Source organism: Colwellia asteriadis (genome assembly GCF_039523295.1).
GTDB classification, from domain to species: Bacteria; Pseudomonadota; Gammaproteobacteria; order Enterobacterales; family Alteromonadaceae; genus Colwellia; species Colwellia asteriadis.
This window is the reverse complement of the sequence record NZ_BAAAFA010000017.1, coordinates 1-17,204: the sequence shown is the minus strand read 5'-3', so window position 1 is coordinate 17,204 and position 17,204 is coordinate 1. Positions and strand designations below refer to the sequence as shown.

Annotated in this window: 17 protein-coding genes and 1 rRNA gene; 10 read left to right on the top strand and 8 right to left on the bottom strand. The window is 37.7% G+C overall.

The genetic code is table 11. The features are described from left to right. Nucleotides 1–203 precede the first annotated feature (203 nt). Nucleotides 204–719, bottom strand: coding sequence for a DUF412 family protein (locus ABD005_RS17805; RefSeq protein ID WP_215979090.1), 516 nt, complete (start codon nucleotides 717–719; stop codon nucleotides 204–206). A 216-nt stretch (nucleotides 720–935) separates the two neighbouring features. Here ABD005_RS17805 and ABD005_RS17800 point away from each other — a divergent pair, with 216 nt between their 5' ends. The 6 genes from ABD005_RS17800 (at nucleotide 936) to ABD005_RS17775 (ending at nucleotide 7,469) form a co-directional block, all read left to right on the top strand. Next, nucleotides 936–2,162, top strand: coding sequence for an acetate kinase (locus tag ABD005_RS17800; protein WP_215979089.1), 1,227 nt, complete (start codon nucleotides 936–938; stop codon nucleotides 2,160–2,162). Nucleotides 2,163–2,206: 44 nt separating this feature from the next. Further along, nucleotides 2,207–4,327 (top strand): phosphate acetyltransferase, encoded by a 2,121-nt coding sequence (gene pta, locus ABD005_RS17795; protein WP_215979088.1) that lies wholly within the window; start codon nucleotides 2,207–2,209, stop codon nucleotides 4,325–4,327. A 447-nt stretch (nucleotides 4,328–4,774) separates the two neighbouring features. Further along, nucleotides 4,775–5,122, top strand: a complete 348-nt coding sequence (locus ABD005_RS17790; protein ID WP_343819083.1) for a Spx/MgsR family RNA polymerase-binding regulatory protein — start codon at nucleotides 4,775–4,777, stop codon at nucleotides 5,120–5,122. A gap of 49 nt (nucleotides 5,123–5,171) precedes the next feature. Further along, nucleotides 5,172–6,362: a succinyl-diaminopimelate desuccinylase gene (gene dapE / locus ABD005_RS17785; RefSeq protein ID WP_343819081.1), complete on the top strand. Its 1,191-nt coding sequence runs from the start codon at nucleotides 5,172–5,174 to the stop codon at nucleotides 6,360–6,362. A gap of 45 nt (nucleotides 6,363–6,407) precedes the next feature. Beyond that, a complete protein-coding gene (locus tag ABD005_RS17780) occupies nucleotides 6,408–7,193 on the top strand; it encodes a M15 family metallopeptidase (RefSeq protein ID WP_343819080.1) in 786 nt (261 codons plus the stop codon). Between the two features lie 42 nt (nucleotides 7,194–7,235). Next, on the top strand, nucleotides 7,236–7,469 hold the full coding sequence (locus ABD005_RS17775) for a DUF2897 family protein (RefSeq protein ID WP_215979084.1): 234 nt from the start codon (nucleotides 7,236–7,238) through the stop codon (nucleotides 7,467–7,469). An 87-nt stretch (nucleotides 7,470–7,556) separates the two neighbouring features. Here the strand turns inward: ABD005_RS17775 and ABD005_RS17770 are convergent, their stop codons facing one another. From ABD005_RS17770 to ABD005_RS17750, 5 genes are all read right to left on the bottom strand, one after another. Beyond that, complete coding sequence (locus ABD005_RS17770) at nucleotides 7,557–7,967, bottom strand: acyl-CoA thioesterase (protein ID WP_215979083.1); 411 nt, start codon at nucleotides 7,965–7,967, stop codon at nucleotides 7,557–7,559. An 87-nt stretch (nucleotides 7,968–8,054) separates the two neighbouring features. Beyond that, on the bottom strand, nucleotides 8,055–8,720 hold the full coding sequence (locus ABD005_RS17765; RefSeq protein WP_343819077.1) for a DUF1707 domain-containing protein: 666 nt from the start codon (nucleotides 8,718–8,720) through the stop codon (nucleotides 8,055–8,057). 312 nt (nucleotides 8,721–9,032) lie between these two features. After that, entirely contained in the window at nucleotides 9,033–9,608 is a 576-nt protein-coding gene (locus ABD005_RS17760; protein WP_343819076.1) for a sugar O-acetyltransferase, read from the bottom strand. Nucleotides 9,609–9,618: 10 nt separating this feature from the next. Then, nucleotides 9,619–10,191 (bottom strand): tRNA-(ms[2]io[6]A)-hydroxylase, encoded by a 573-nt coding sequence (locus ABD005_RS17755; RefSeq protein WP_215979080.1) that lies wholly within the window; start codon nucleotides 10,189–10,191, stop codon nucleotides 9,619–9,621. A gap of 107 nt (nucleotides 10,192–10,298) precedes the next feature. Then, nucleotides 10,299–10,868, bottom strand: a complete 570-nt coding sequence (locus tag ABD005_RS17750; protein WP_425544917.1) for a sulfotransferase — start codon at nucleotides 10,866–10,868, stop codon at nucleotides 10,299–10,301. Between the two features lie 264 nt (nucleotides 10,869–11,132). Between ABD005_RS17750 and ABD005_RS17745 the strand changes: the two genes are divergently transcribed. The 4 genes from ABD005_RS17745 to ABD005_RS17730 all read left to right on the top strand — a co-directional run bounded on the left by ABD005_RS17745 (nucleotide 11,133) and on the right by ABD005_RS17730 (nucleotide 15,204). Continuing rightward, nucleotides 11,133–13,025 (top strand): GNAT family N-acetyltransferase, encoded by a 1,893-nt coding sequence (locus ABD005_RS17745; RefSeq protein ID WP_343819073.1) that lies wholly within the window; start codon nucleotides 11,133–11,135, stop codon nucleotides 13,023–13,025. A 91-nt stretch (nucleotides 13,026–13,116) separates the two neighbouring features. Beyond that, on the top strand, nucleotides 13,117–14,058 hold the full coding sequence (locus tag ABD005_RS17740) for a histone deacetylase family protein (RefSeq protein WP_343819072.1): 942 nt from the start codon (nucleotides 13,117–13,119) through the stop codon (nucleotides 14,056–14,058). 73 nt (nucleotides 14,059–14,131) lie between these two features. Then, a complete protein-coding gene (locus tag ABD005_RS17735; protein ID WP_343819071.1) occupies nucleotides 14,132–14,536 on the top strand; it encodes a DUF1801 domain-containing protein in 405 nt (134 codons plus the stop codon). A gap of 62 nt (nucleotides 14,537–14,598) precedes the next feature. Continuing rightward, nucleotides 14,599–15,204, top strand: a complete 606-nt coding sequence (locus ABD005_RS17730; RefSeq protein ID WP_343819070.1) for a DUF1287 domain-containing protein — start codon at nucleotides 14,599–14,601, stop codon at nucleotides 15,202–15,204. A 445-nt stretch (nucleotides 15,205–15,649) separates the two neighbouring features. Here ABD005_RS17730 and ABD005_RS17725 read toward each other — a convergent pair whose 3' ends face one another. Both ABD005_RS17725 and rrf read right to left on the bottom strand, forming a co-directional pair. Next, nucleotides 15,650–16,831 (bottom strand): hypothetical protein, encoded by a 1,182-nt coding sequence (locus ABD005_RS17725; protein WP_343819069.1) that lies wholly within the window; start codon nucleotides 16,829–16,831, stop codon nucleotides 15,650–15,652. Nucleotides 16,832–17,106: 275 nt separating this feature from the next. Next, nucleotides 17,107–17,204, bottom strand: a 5S ribosomal RNA gene (gene rrf, locus ABD005_RS17720); the annotation flags it as partial.

Below are 17,204 nucleotides of genomic sequence, written 5' to 3'. Positions count from 1 at the left end.
TACTCTTATTTAAGCTTCCGACTCGCCGAGAAGATAGAAAATATCCCCGATGGGTTAAACCTAAACCATCCAAGTATCCCCATAAAAAGAAAAATGCCAGTCAGCTTAACTGACTGGCATTGAGCTTAATCGCTCGTTTTTTTTATGTTTAAAATTAACTAACTCAGGCTACCTAACCTGAGTTAGTTAATCTGAGCTTGGCATTAATTACGTGCTGGAAAACTTAACTGTAATAATTGCGCTAAGTCGATATAGCGTGGTTTATATAACGTAAGTTGACTAATATGACTAATGTTATCGTTATCAGCTTCGCTGTTAACTGTATTTATTTTATCTCGATCACTACCTTGCTGTTTCGCTTTTTCTAAACCGTTACGATACCAAGACTCTAATGACGGCGGTAATAAAGTATCAGCCTTAACACCAGAAATAATTAGGGCATGTATCGGAATACTCAATAAAAAAATCGCATAAACTAATGCTTGTGGTAAAGCTGCCATCAATTTTTCAGCAGAGCCATGACCTAATGGATAACCCGAGGCAATATAAAGCTGCATCGTAAAAATAAACAACGCTAACGCTGGAAAATGTCGGCAAATTAAACGGGCAATTTGTACGCTTTTATAATCGGAGAAATACCGATTAAGCTCTGGCTTATTTGGCCATAGCGATAAATACTTTTGCCCCAATTTAATGAGTTGTACAACAGATAAGTTCATATAGCTACTATAGCAGTTTGTTATCGCTATCGACAGTTTCAATAATATAATCTTGTAAAAAGATGTAATACATCAAGTTTTTTTACGAGTGGAAGCGCTATAATTATTTTCATAAATTCGCCTATTGACTTCTTTACCAAAAGTTCGCTCAAGAAACTAAAAGATAAATTAAGCGTATCTATTGTCCTCAACTTACATTGAAATAAGACACGATTTATGAATCAAAATAACACCAACAACCCAATAGCTATTTTAGTGATTAACTGTGGTAGTTCATCGGTTAAATTCTCACTTATTCAGCCACATACCGGTGACACCTTATTATCTGGTTTAGCAGAGTGCTTATTAACCAAACAAGCCAGCATTACGCTAAAACATGCACAAGAAAAAACAGTATTACCATTAACCTCACCTTTTGATCATCAATCTGCTTTAGCCGTATTAGTGCAACACTTACACGATAATAACTTAGTGAACATGATTAAAGCGGTAGGTCATCGAGTTGTACACGGTGGTGAAAAATATGCGCAACCCGTGCTTATTACAGCAAAAGTAGAACAAGAAATTAATCAGTTAGCTGCGTTAGCGCCATTACATAATCCCGCAAACTTAATTGGTATAAAGGCCTGCAAAACTGCATTTTCACAATTACCACAAGTCGCAATTTTTGACACTGCTTTTCATCAAACAATGCCTGAAAAAGCATACCTATACGGTATTCCTTCTACGTTATATACAGAGCATGGCATTAGACGCTATGGATTTCATGGCACCAGTCACTACTTTGTTGCAAAACAAGCTGCCTCGTTGCTTAACAAGCCGTTAAGTGAATGTCATTTAATTAGTGCGCACTTAGGTAATGGCTGCAGTATTACTGCGATTAAAGCTGGAGAAAGCGTTGATACTAGTTTAGGTATGACTCCCCTTGAAGGGGTAATGATGGGGACACGCAGTGGTGATATAGATGCTGGCATTATTTTTCACCTCGTTAATAAACTCGGTTACAACATTGACGATGTAGATACTTTACTGAATAAAAAGAGTGGCTTACTCGGGCTTTCTCAACTTAGCAATGACTGTCGTACTTTAGAAGATGCGATGCTTAATAGCCTTGATGAAAAAGAGCAAAAACAAGCAACGCTCGCATTACGTGTTTTTTGTTACCGTATCGCCAAAAGCATTGCTTCATATAGTGCCAGTTTAACGCAGCTAGATGCTTTAATTTTTACCGGTGGTATTGGTGAAAACTCGAGCTGGGTACGCGCTGAAATAATCAAACAATTAGGTTTATTAAACTTTTTTGTTTGTGATGAGAAAAACACAGCCGCTCGTTTTGGCCAAGGGGGCAATATAGCCAAAGAAAATGCTCGTGCTTGTTTAGTTATCGCTACCAATGAAGAGTGGGTGATTGCCGAGCAGTCGGCCAAACTCCTTGAACTCTAAACATTACCCTAGCAACTTACACCGTATTAAATAGGATTTATCTTATGTCACATAGAATTATGCTTATCCCTGTTGGCTCGGGAGTTGGCCTAACTAGCGTCTCTTTAGGTTTATTGCATGCATGCCAACAAAAAGGTATTAACGTCGGTCACTTCAAACCCATTAGCCAACCATCACGTAACAGTTTAGCGAAAAAAAATAAAAAAATAGACGCCATTAGCCTTTCTCAAAATAGCAGCAGTGTTTCTCTTAGTTATGTTGAGGGAAAAGTCGGTGATGGCTTACACGACGTAGTATTAGAAGAAATTGTTGCCAACTTTGATGACTTTAATAAAAACCATGACGTGGTGATTATTGAAGGCTTAGTACCCACAGTCAGACAGCCTTATGCGGGTCGTATTAATCGCGATGTTGCACAAGCATTATCGGCTGATATTGTATTAGTGGCTAGCCCTGATAACGATAGCGCAGAAGACTTTGAAGATAGACTTGAGGTCAGCGCCGCAACATATGGCGGTTTAAAAAGTAAAAACCTTATCGGCTGTATTATTAATAAACTCAATAGCCCAGATCAAGACGAACATGGTTTTTTAGCTAAAGAAGAAGACATTGATAGTGACTTTAATTTAGCTCAATGGCAAAACCTAGCTATTTTTAAAGATCGTCATTTTGACTTACTCGGTACTGTAACCTGGGAAATGGATCTTATTGCGCCACGTGTTATTGATATTTGTGGTTATTTAGAAGCTACCGTTATTAATGCTGGTGATATGCAGCACCGACGCTTTCGCAGTGTTGCTTTTTGCGCACGTACGGTCTCTAACTTAGTCAGTTATCTTATTCCAGGGCGACTCATTGTTACGCCTGGTGATCGTACTGACATTATTATCGCGACCTGTTTATCTGCGCTCAATGGTACTAAGCTCGGAGGTTTAATACTTACCAACGGTTTTGAGCCATCAGAGCAAGTATGGGACTTATGCAAGCAAGCACTTGATGCTGGCTTGCCTGTGCTTTCTGTGCCTTGGGATACATGGCAAACTTCACGTCATATTATGAGCTTTAACCCTGAAATACCGCAAGATGATATTCAACGTCAAGACAAAGTTAAGCAGCATGTTGCCGATAACTTAAATAATAGTTGGTTAGACTCCCTCACCTCTACCAACAAAAAGCAAAGTTTATTTTCACCGCCAGCCTTTCGACATAAACTCACGGAACTTGCCCGTCGTGCCAATAAACTCATTGTACTACCTGAAGGTAATGATATTAGAACCATCAAAGCGGCAGCAATTTGCTGCGAGCGTAATATTGCTCGCTGCCAATTAATTGGTAATAAAGAAGAAATTTTACAAATTGCCGAACATCAAGGTATACAGCTCCCTGAGAGCTTATTAATTACCGACCCTGATAATATTCGTGATAACTATGTTGCCCCTTTAGTCGAATTACGTAAAGGTAAGGGGTTAACTGATGTAATTGCTAAGGAAAATTTAAAAGATAACGTAGTTCTTGCCACGATGATGCTACAACTGGGGCAAGTGGACGGTTTAGTTTCAGGTGCTGTTAACACCACAGCAAACACGATTAGACCCGCGCTGCAATTAATAAAAACTGCACCTAACAGCTCTTTAGTGTCATCTATTTTCTTTATGCTACTGCCCAACCAAGTACTTGTTTACGGTGACTGTGCAATCAACCCAGAGCCTAATGCCGAACAGTTAGCTGATATTGCCATTCAATCGGCTGACTCAGCCGCAGCTTTTGGTATTGAACCTAGAGTGGCTATGATCAGTTACAGTACCGGAAGCTCTGGCCATGGCGCTGATGTTGAAAAAGTCGCTAAAGCCACTCAATTAGCTAAAGCTAAGCGACCTGATTTAATTATTGACGGGCCGTTACAATATGATGCTGCAATTATGGAAAGTGTCGCTAAGAAAAAAGCCCCTAATAGCCCTGTTGCAGGCCAAGCAACGGTATTTATATTTCCAGATCTTAATACTGGCAATACCACCTACAAAGCGGTACAGCGATCTGCAGACTTAGTAAGCATTGGCCCTATGCTTCAAGGAATGAATAAACCCGTCAATGACCTTTCTCGAGGAGCACTCGTTGATGATATTGTTTACACCATTGCACTTACTGCAATACAAGCCACTCAATAATTAATCATTTTTTAATTATCTAACGATTAAAGCCATACATAACCGGCTTTAATCGTTAAAAATAGTAAAATTAACAGCTCACTTATTTAAAACAGCTATTTTTATATAAAACTATAATTTATCGCCACAGTTACAAAACTGAACAAAAAAACAACCTGTTATTTTTTTGTTTATTATCATATAACTACCAATCGACACCAAGGTTAGTAACAATTTTATCCACAGCTTTTGTGGATAGAATAAAGCAGCTTACATTGCACTTTTTCACTAAAAACGGCATTGTTCTCTTACTAAAAAGTAAGCTATTGACTTTAAACCCATTAAAAACCCTATTTTATAGGTGTTTACCCCTTACAATAAAATAATCCCCTATTAAAATGTCATCTGGTAATATAGGGAATAAGTAAGATTACCGACTTAGATAAATTGAATTAGCCGAGGAATACTATGATCACCGTATATGGCATCAAAAATTGCGACACCGTAAAAAAAGCAACAAAATGGTTAGAAAAAAATAACCTTGATCATGAGCTTTACGACTTCAAAAAACAACCATTAACCTCTGAATTATTAAATGATTTTGTCAAAAAAAGTGATTGGTCATTGTTGCTCAATAAACGTAGTACTACTTTTCGTAACTTACCTGATGAAATTAAAGATAACCTAACCGACCAAGTTATGTTTGATGCCGTTTTAGCGCAACCAACCTTATTAAAAAGGCCATTAGTAGAACATAATGGCCAGCTACACTTAGGTTTTAAAGAAGCGCAATATCAAACCATATTTGAAAAGTAGTCATTATTCTCAAAGTAAATATTATCAAAGCAATCATTAGGACATATTAGTGAACTCAAACAACCTCGAAAGTGATGTTATTTTATTAGCCAAAGCCCTGATAGAAAGAGCTTCTGTTACCCCAGAGGATGCCGGCTGTCAAAAATTATTAAGTGAACGCTTAGCCAACGTTGGCTTTAGTAATGAAACTATGATTTTTGCAGATACCACTAATTTATGGTCACGCCGTAACGGTATTAACAACACTGACAATGACCAAGTAGTCTTTTGCTTTGCTGGTCACACTGATGTAGTGCCCGCGGGTAATCTTGAACTGTGGAATACACCACCATTTGAGCCAACAATTATTGATGGCATGCTTTACGGTCGCGGTGCAGCTGATATGAAGGGGAGCATTGCTGCCATGATTATAGCCACTGAGCGTTTTGTAAAGGAGCATCCAAACCACCACGGCGCAATCACTTATTTAATAACCAGTGATGAAGAAGGCCCTTTTATTAATGGTACAACTAAAGTAATTGATACTTTAGAAGCACGTAATGAAAAAATAACTTATTGTATTGTTGGAGAGCCTTCAAGTACTAGCCATGTTGGTGATGTAGTTAAAAATGGTCGTCGAGGCTCTATTTCTGCACAAGTAACCATTAAAGGTAAGCAAGGCCATGTAGCCTATCCTGAGCATGTAAAAAACCCTATTCATTTAGCAATGCCAGCACTAACCGAGTTAAGTCAAACACAATGGGACAACGGTAATGATTATTTCCCTGCTACTAGCTTTCAATTATCGAACATTCACTCTGGCACCGGCGCAACTAATGTAGTACCAGGGGATATAACTGCATTATTTAATTTACGCTACAGTACTGAGCTAACAGATCAACTTATTGTTACCCAGGTAGAGAGTATTCTCGATAAGCATCAATTAGATTATGAGATAAAATGGACCTTTAACGGTAAGCCTTTTTTAACTGAGCTAGTTAATGATAACAGTAATGTACATAGTGGATTTTTATCTGCAGTATCAAAGGCCATTGATGATGTTACGGGCACACCACCACAATTATCGACTTCTGGTGGTACTTCTGACGGGCGTTTTATTGCTCCAACGGGCGCCCAAGTCATTGAACTTGGTCCTTGTAACGCTACGATTCATCAAGTGAATGAATCCGTATCATGCCAAGACTTAGAGCTACTGGTTGATATTTACTATAACTGTTTAGTCAATGTACTAACTAAATAACAGCTAATATAAATGTTATCTAAACCTAACTTGAAAGCATAAATAATGACAAAATTGCTAGCAATAAAGCCCGAAGAGTTACTCGGGCAAAGTGATCAACATATTCATTATATTAATGAGCGTGTTGGCATTAATAAACAAATGCTAAATGCTTATCAAGCTTTGGTTGATAGTGCTCAACAGGATGGAATTGATATTGCTATCGCCAGTGGTTTTCGTTCGTTTGAGCGACAACGACTAATTTGGAATAATAAGTTTTCAGGAATAAGCCCGATTAAAGATGTTGATAACAATATCGTTGATATAACATCATTAACACCAATTGAAATAGTACATGCTATTTTGCTTTACTCTGCCCTACCTGGCGCAAGTCGCCACCATTGGGGCTGTGATATTGATGTTTATGCAACTAACTTACTACCAAAGAATTATCAACTCAAACTTGAGCCGTGGGAATATCAAACATCGGGACCACTTGCACAACTATCCTTGTGGTTAACCAAGCACGCACACCAATTTGGCTTTTATCTACCTTATAAGAAGTACCAAGGCGGCGTTGCTGCTGAGCCATGGCATATCTCTTATGCACCATTGGCCAAGCATTACCAAAAAGCATTAACCACTGATTTACTATCGAGCTGTTTCGAACAACGTTGTATAACACAAAGCAACACTTCACCAGCGAACACTCCACCAGCCAACATTCCACCAGAAAATAATGAACAAGCCCTTTTAGGGCAAAATACCATTCAAGAAAATTTAACATTGATCATGACACGTTATATTAATAATACTAACGCGATACCTGATAACTGCTATAATCGCGCTTAATAACGCGAGTGCGTAACGTAGATAAATAGAAAGGTGATACAAATGGAAAGCTGGCTCCCAATTATAATGATTATTGTTGCCTTAGTTATTATTATTGGTAACTTAAGTACTTTTGAAAAAACAACTAAACAAAAGCTTCGTAAACAAGGACTTAATGAGCGAAAGGAAACGTTACCTAGAAGCAAAAAAAGCCAACATACAATGGGAACTATTCCCTCGCAACATGGCTTTTCTGGACACAACCGCTCAGAGTCTAAAGAGACTAACCAAGACTAAACTCCCCCAGTGACATAAACTTAACCATAACCGTTTATGCCCCTTGTTTGCTGCCTAGGTATTAAACAGTAAACAACAGCGAGTACGCTACATATTTAGGGTTTGAATTTCTTTTTCTGTTTGTTTAGCCAATATATCCATGGTTTTACCATGAGGTATTGGTAAACGTGTTTGTGGGTCAACTTGCACAAAAACAATATCGTCTGCTAAACAAATAGTTTTTTTAGTGACTTTATTACGCACTAAACAAGTCACCGTAATTGACGATTTACCAACCTTTTTAGTTTCTAAACCGAACTCAACTATATCACCTTGCATTGCTGGTGACTCAAAACTAATTTCACCAATATGTTTAGTCACTAAACAATTAGTTTCAAGCTGACAAATTGCGTAAATGGCGGCCTCTTCATCAATCCATTCTAATGCCCGACCGCCGAACAATGAATTGGCATAATTTAAATCACTTGGCATTACCAAACGACGAGAGAGAAAACGCATAAAAAGCCTTAGTTATCTATTACCATGATTAAGGCTCAATTATAGCAAACATTGAGCATTAGCTCTAATTTTTATATGGTTGCTCGGTTATGAAAATAGTCGTCTCAAGCTATCCGCGAGGCTAACCAATTTCTCTTTCATACTGCGTTTAATTTTAATATCGATACCACTAAAAATTGAAAACCCTTCAATAATCAGTGTTGGACGATTAGTGGCATTAGCAATATCAAGACCTTGTGAGCTTTGGCTAGATAAATGGTTATCAACAGCACCAAAGATACAAAAAGCTTTACTGACAATATTTATATTCTCAGGAACATGAATATCAATACCACTAAATAAACTAAACACTTTAACCCGCACTTCACGTTGGCTGAATTTTGCATCGGTAAAGTCGATTTCTGTACCACTAAAAATACTTAAACAGCGAATTTCTTTCGCGACAGACCACATACCACGACGGTTACTACCGCTAAAAACATCAATCATATAATCAACATCCTCAGCCTCTCCGGGTACATAATTTGGCGCTAAGCCCTGCTTTTTACCTTCAACAAACGCTTTATCAACCGCAAGCGGTAAATCTTCGGTGAGTTGCACAAGATCTTTATTATTTTGTAATTCCATCGCTTTATCTAAGCGACGTTCAAAGGCTTCATATGATAATTCACCATGACTATAGTTCATGATGAGTTGATCAATAACTTCACTACGTACTGTTTCAATGGGTCTATCTTCTAAAATAACCGCCATAAATATTTCCTTGTTACGTTAACTTTTTACTAGTGCTATTTAACTTGAATTGATAGTAATGAAATTTAGCCACTTTTACATGACTCTTAGGCTTTCTTCTTAACCTTATTGCTAAATTGTTAACTAGCCTGTTAAGAAAGTTCAAACAGCATTCAAGTTGTGCACACTACGCTTAGATAGAATTAGCAAAAGCGATGCCAAAATATAAATCCTTATAAAACATAAAGTTAATATTTATTCATTAAAAAACAATATCATTATGATGATATATTAGTTTTTTTAACCAACATGTGGCGATAACATAAGGAAGGGTTAAAGGTTGCGTATTTTTATGGCTGGATTACCCGCATACACACAATTAGGTTCAATATTTTTAGTAACCACACTGCCTGCACCCACAACACTATTATCGCCAATCGTAACACCGCCCAAGACAATAACGCCGCCGCCAAGCCAAACATTATTACCTAAGGTAATAGACTGCGCATAATTATATTTATGCTCAAGGCGTTGTATAGGGTCAGTGTCATGAGTTACCGAAAGAAACTGCACATTAGGTCCGATCATGCAATCATCACCAATAGTAATTGCTTTATTAGGTGCATGCGTTGGCTGATTATTGGCATCGATAACACTAAAATTAGTAACACTATCGAGCATAATACAATTAGCATTAATATATACCCGATCACCTAAATAAACATGGTCGCCATAATCCATATGAAAACCCGCTTCAATAATTACCTGCTCACCACATTGCGCAAATAAACCGCGAACGCGTTTTAAATTACCTTTACTGGGGCTACGCGCATATTGGCGACAAAGCTCATGAACGGCTTTGCGCTTATTAATGAGCTCTGCGGTTAGACTATTAAAGCGTTGATTCATCAAAGTAGACTTAATGTAAAACGGCTTTAATGGGTAAGCCTTTGCAAATTTCAGCTTCCGCGATTAAGATTTCTTCTAAACGTTCGTCAACCATCGCTTTATCAAAGTATTCATAGGCAAGCTCCACAAATAAGTTTTTATGTTTTTCTTCAGACTTAGCAATAGCCACATAAAGATCTTTATCTTTACCCGGTGGTAATGCTTCTGACACTAAAAAGAACTTTTCATAACCACGGGCTTCAATTACCGCAGCAACTAATAATCTGTCCATTAAAAACAAATTAGTACCGTTTCTAAATAAAGCACGAATTTGCGTAATATAAGGGTCTTTTTTGTCTTGTCCTAAAGTAACATCACGCGCAATTAATAGCTTTAATACCTGTTTGAAGTGAATCAGCTCTTCAATAGCTAAATCAGTCATAGCACGTACTAGCTTAGCTTTATCTGGATAATGCGATAACATTGCCATTGCCATACCTGAAGCTTTTTTTTCTGCTGCAGCGTGATCTTGTAAAAAGTTATTAAAATCAGCCATTACTGCATCAACCCAATCTTGGCCGGTGTCATATTTTAATTCAAACATCTGATACTCTCTTACATCCATTACGCGAACGTAACGTTAAACTTAAGTCGATAATTGCCGTAATTTTACCTGCGATACCTAACTTCTACAATCTCAGGGGCTTAAAATTAATATAAAACCTTATCAATACGACCTTTATTGGTAGACTCAACCTTTAAGACATGATTAAGTCCTTGCCATGCTCTTACCTTACCGCCGGTATTAATGACTCGAAAACCTGTCGCTTTAGCTGCGCTGTGGTCTATTTTCAAAAAAGAAAGCAAACGTAAATAGCTAGTATCATCACTCACATCAATACTGAGTAAATCTTGCTCACGACCGGTAAAGTAGTTTTCAATACCTTGCTGGTGTTGTTGGTAACATGACAGTAAAAAATCGTCTTGTGCAATATTCTCGGCCGTTAATGGTGAAAATACTTGGTTGTAACAACGCTTTAAATGTGGATTAAAGCCGCCATCACTACGCTGTAAGTTAACCATCATCCGCTGTAATAGCTGTTTAATTGACGGTAACCAACTTGATGATTCGCGTGATAAGTAAATAAAACGGCTGTTAGGGTATTGTTTATCAAGTTGTTGATAGTCACAAAAAATGGGGGTATCTGCAATCACCTCAGCATCGATAAATGCTTGTTGAGTATAGGCGTTATGCGCTGTTTTAAAACCAAGCTCTAACATGGCTAAACAAACACTGGTAGTTGCGGTACGTGGTAACCCAATAATAAATATTTTCCCACAAGTGGCGCTTTCTTGTTCAAAAGACACTAAATTAAACCCTTAGCAAACATTTATAGGCTGTACTTATGTTTGTTGTTGAAATAAAAAGGCGCTAATTATATCTTATTTGGTAAGATATCAAACGTTCAATTGATAATGATCAATAAGCGCTTATTTAATAAGCGCATACTTGAGTGATATGCAATAGCGAAACAAGGAACTTTTATGACACCACTAGATGAGTCGCGTGATAATGTCAATTGGAGCAAGTATTTAAAGTCAGGTAATCGTATCTTCATTGGCTCTAACGCCGCAGTACCTAATGCACTAATTGACAATTTAATTGCCAATAGTGAAGGGTTACATGATATTGAAACCGTTCATATGTTAACGCTATCTGAGAATGTTTGGGCAAAACCTGAGCATAAGGACTTATTTAAAGTTAATAGTTTGTTTATTGGCGGCAAAAATATCAGAGAAGCCATCGCTGAAGGACGTGGTGATTACACCCCTTGCTTTATTTCAGATGTACCTCGTTTATTTCTAGAAAACAGTTTGCCGTTAGATGTGGCACTGATAATGGTTAGCCCACCTGATGAGTACGGTTACTGCTCTCTTGGGGTGAGCGTTGATATTGTTTCATCTGCTGTAAAAGCCGCTAAATATGTTATTGCCCAAATAAACACTAAAATGCCACGCACTAATGGTCATAGTTTTGTACACGTTAATCAAATACATGACTGGATTAATGTTGACCAAGACTTACCGCAAGTTATTCCCCCAGAGTTTGATCAAAGAACCGAACAAATTGGCCAATACGTTGCTATGCTCATTGAAAATGGCGCAACCTTACAAATAGGTATTGGCAAAATTCCTGAGGCGGTTCTACGTTATTTAGGTAACCACAAAGACTTAGGTATTCACAGTGAAATGATATCTGATGGCGTGATTGATTTAATGCTTAAGGGAGTGATTAACAACCGAAGAAAAACTTACCATAAAGGCAAAGCTGTTATAACATTTTGCATTGGTAGCCAAAAGGTTTATGACTTTGTTGACGGTAACCCACATATTGAGTTTTATCCGTCAGAGCATATTAACTCGCCCGTTAAAATAGCCAAAAATGACAACATGATTTCAATTAATAGTGCTATTGAAGTCGACTTAACAGGCCAAGTTGTCTCAGACTCTATCGGTTATCAATTTTATAGTGGTATTGGTGGCCAAGTTGACTTTGTTCGCGGCGCATCATTAAGTAAAGGTGGTAAACCTATCATCGCACTACCGTCAACAACTAAAGATGGCAAAATATCACGTATTGTTGCGCATATTACTGAAGGCGGCGGCGTGGTAACCTCTCGTGGCCATGTGTCTTATGTTATTACTGAGTTTGGTATTGCCTCTTTACAGGGTAAAAGTATTCGCGAACGTGCGTTAGAGCTTATTCGTATTGCCCACCCTAAATTCAGGGATCAATTACTCGCCGATGTACGTAAACATTATTGGGTGCCAGAATACCAAGAGAGTAGCCCAAGTTCAGTGCCTGAGTTGGGTGCAATTGAAATGAAACGTTTTAATTTTGCTAACGTCAATTATATCCTAAGACCACTTGCTCCTGCCGATGAACGTAAGCTGCAAGAGTTTTTTTATTCTCACAATAAAGAAACGTTAATTATGCGTTACAACCACCATATCACGCAAATGACACGTGAAAAGTCATGCAACTTGGTTAGTGTTAATCAGCATACAGACTTAGCCTTATGCTTTACCCGCAGAGACTATTTGGGCGAAGCAATACAAGCCGTTGCACGTTATTACTTTATTGAGAGTATAAACAGCGGTGAAGTTGCTTTTGTAATTAAAGAAAGCTTACGTGGTCGAGGAATGGCAACCACTTTACTCGCTGAAATGATTGCTATTGCTAAAATCCGAAAACTTGATAGTTTAATCGCTTGCGTGCGTAGAGATAATGCTTCAATGTTAAAAGTTTTTGAAAGATCAGGTTTTATTCGCCAACCTAGTGAAGACTTTGATGAAGTTAGTTTAAAACTTGCCTTAAACGAGCCTTCTTCAGTAGAGCAAAACCTCCCCGAAAGTAGCAATAATGATATTGATTAGCTTTATTGGGTTTCATTAAAGTTAACTGAGTTGTTACGTAAGCGTGACTCTTAAGGGTTACGCGCTAAAAACACGAAAAAAAGAGAAAAATATGCCAGTAGGAATAATAGGTCACTATCGATGTGGCGAACATAATATGGGTGAGCACCACCCTGAAAGTGGCAAACGCTTAACCGCTATTTCAGATCAGTTAATTCGCTCTGGCTTAGATTATGTTGTCCGTCAATTTGATGCTAACCCTATCGATAAGTCGCTATTTAATCTTGCTCATACCCAAGAATATATTGATTTTGTTTATAACAATGCCCCACAAGACGGTGATGAAAATTTCACCGTTGGTGAAGACAGCATAATGAATGCAAAAACCTTAACTTCAATTCAGCTATCTGCTGGTGCGGTTATTGATGCGGTTGATTTAGTTATGAATAAAACGTTAGGCTCAGCTTTTTGCACTACACGTCCACCAGGACACCATGCAGAACATAATAAAGGTATGGGCTTTTGTTTTTTTAATAATGTTGCCATTGCAGCGGCTTATGCAAAACAAAAATATGGCTTAAAACGCGTAGCAATTGTCGACTTTGATGTTCATCATGGTAATGGCACCGAAGATATTATAAAAAACCATTTTAATGATGATGCTGGCTATTTATTTTGTTCAAGCTATCAATACCCACTCTACCCCTTTGAAATTACTGAAAGTGACACACCGCCAATCATTAATACGCCGTTAGCTGCGACTGATAAAGGGGAGCAATTTCGTCAAAAATTGACTGAGCATTGGTTACCCGCGCTACATAAATTCAAACCTGAGATTATTTTCATTTCTGCTGGCTTTGATGCACATATTGAAGATGATATGTCGCAGGTAAGTTTAACTGAGGCCGATTATCGCTGGATCACCGATGAATTAAAAGTCATCGCGGAAACTTATAGTGAGGGAAGAATTGTCTCTGTACTTGAAGGGGGCTACTCACTGAGCGCTTTAGGTCGTAGTGTTGTCGCACATATCAATGGCTTGATTGGTAACTAAACCTCTAATCAGTATGCTAGCTATTTATACATTATCACAGTAACTTAATACAACGATGAAACTAAGTACCAAAATGGATTTAAACGTACAACAAAAGTTTGCAAACTACCCCGCACATGTTGCAGCCCGATTAACAATGGTGCGAGAGCTTATATTTAAGGTTGCTAAAGAAGATAAGGTTGGTGATGTAACCGAAACTTTAAAATGGGGTGAACCCAGTTACCTTGCAAAAACAGGTAGTACAATTCGGCTTGATTGGAAAGCAACACAACCTGATGAATATTGCATATTCTTTAATTGCAATACCACCTTAATTGAAACTTTCAAAGAAATATACGGTGATACTTTTATTTACCAAGGTAAGAGAGCATTAGTATTTAATTTAACCGAGCCAATTCCTGTTAAAGAATTATCACATTGCCTTTCTATGGCGTTACGTTATAAGAAAATAAAGCAGCTACCTTTATTAGGTGCCTAACTCACTTTATTAACTCACTTTATTAACTCACTTTACTCGGTATTATTCATAGGTAAAAATTAATGATAAAATTTATACTATTCGTCACATTATGGGCTTTAGCATTACCAGCTCAGGCTGATAATTTCACTAAAGGCATCACCTCGAGTTTACTTGAAAGAACAACTCACCAAGTAACTTATGATGGCACTTACCTAGCTATACCTTACCCAAATGGCGATGTCCCGAGTAATATTGGTGTTTGTACCGATGTAATTATTAGGGCCTATCGAAGTTTAGGTAGTGATTTACAGCAACTAGTACATGAAGACATGCGCGATAATTTCAACGTTTACCCTTCTAAACGTATTTGGGGGTTAAAGTACCCAGATAAGAATATAGATCATCGACGAGTTCCCAATTTACAAACTTTCTTCAAAAGAAAGGGAAAAACCTTACCTATAAGTCAAAACAGTGCTGATTATACTGCTGGTGATATTGTGACTTGGCAATTGCCAGGTAATTTACCGCATATAGGAATGGTAATAGATCAAGTAGATACTATAACAGGCAACCCAATGATTGTTCACAATATTGGCCAAGGTCCTAAGATAAACGATATGCTTTTTGAATATAAAATTACTGGGCATTATCGGTTTGAGCCGCAAAAATACCGTACTCACGAGTAACTTAACAGCATAAATTATGGATGATACTAAAAGAACAAAAATTATCGTCAATAGCGCTTATGGCTTTATTACTTGTGCCTGCTATTTATTTTTAGTGACCGTGATATACGGTAAGCCTTATGGTCGCCTAGTATTATTCACAGTGATTCCACTGTACTCGTTATATTATGTTCTAATATATAGGAAAATTTGTCTAAATTATGATGATGAAATGAAAAGAATATCCGCGTTTGGTCTGATTGGTAGAGGTACATTAGTAGGGTCAATTTACTACCTGTGCGTTTTTTTATTATGTGTTTTTATTCTGTTACTTAGTGCTATAGCTTTTAATCTTTAAAGACACTAATTCAATAACTCAATAATCATTTCATTAAACCCACATCACTCTATGTAGGCTCAACATATAAATTTATTGAGCCTACATGCGAAACTAAGTGAAACAGTTTTAACCAAATATAGCGCGCATTAAGCCAATTACATGCTCGACACTCTTACCGTTTTTAACTTCTTTAATAATTGACTCGCGCTTTCCTTGAATATATTCAGGTATATCTTCCTGCGCTAGTGCATTATCAACTAACTCTTCAGGTGTCAGTTTAGTGCGAGGTCGATAAGATGATTTATACACACTTTTACTAGCGCCCTTATCTTTCAAACGCAAATAATTAGAACTAAAAGCAGTATTTTCATCGGCAAATAAAAACAAGTCGACCAGAATTGAGCGCGCACTCCATAACAATTTTTCGTATTGATCTTCAGGCTCAACTTGATGCCACCATGCAAAAGTTCTTAAGGTGCCAATCATATCTTGCCAATAACCATCAAAATCAAAGCTATTAAATTTAACAATCGATAAACCTTGACACAAAACATCAATTTTACTTGTCGTCAGTGCGATGAATTGATCAGGTCTACGCATTGCTAATAGACGAGTTGCTGGAGCCAAAGGAGCTTTTTCACCATTAGGCTTTTCGATAACATACGATGAAAAAATTGCTTTATAAGCTTTAACAAAATTCTGATATTCACTTGGAGTAACGTCACCAGTCAATGGAATACACTGTAATGCCTCATCAAATTTCTCCGGCTTAGTAGCAAGCAGCATATGAAATAATTTAGCTCCTTTTGTACTAGCAAACCATTCACAATCAAAGTCATAGATTGCAGGAGAGTGATTGTTAGTATGTTTACCTGCAAATGCTAAACGGTCATTTTCAGACATCTCAGCAAGAGGAGTATCTTGTAATGTATTAACATACGATAGTAAAGACATGCGCTCTTCTAGCGCGTTCAGGTCACTTTGTTGCTTGATAAAATCAACAAAGATAGGCCAAGGGGCAATACGCGCCATTTTGAGTTGGCTAACGCTTGCACCGCTCTCTAATATTTCCTGCAATTTTTTAAACGGCTTGTGCTGCGCAGTATCTAATAACTCTTGATTTAAATCATGACGGCATAAACGCAATAGCTCGGTACACCAACCTAAAAAATCCTCTGGTCGTTCTTTGACTTTGGTTGCCATCAAATTAAGGCTTATTTCACTAATATACATTAGCGCATTTTGGTAAGTACAATTTTCGGCATCACTTAATGCCATTTTTACTGGGGAAGATAACAATTTTCTCATTAAACAGTCAAAGCTCCAACACTCAGGATATAGATAACATGTCTGCTTTCCCTAACAGACAAAACATGAATTCATAGACTATTAAGTCGTAAAGTAGCATTGCTATTAAGCAATTTTTCCTTATACAGAAAAGCAAAAAGCCCGACTCTTTCGAATCGGGCTTTTCTTAATAGAAGTTTAGCAATGTCTCGCTACGCTCTAACATGGGCTTATCTGCAACATCAGTCACACTACCATCGGCACTATTGCGTTTCATTATCAAAACTTAAATAGAAGTTTAGCAATGTCCTACTCTCACATGGGAACTCCCACACTACCATCGGCGCTACTGCGTTTCACTTCTGAGTTCGGAATGGGATCAGGTGGTACCACA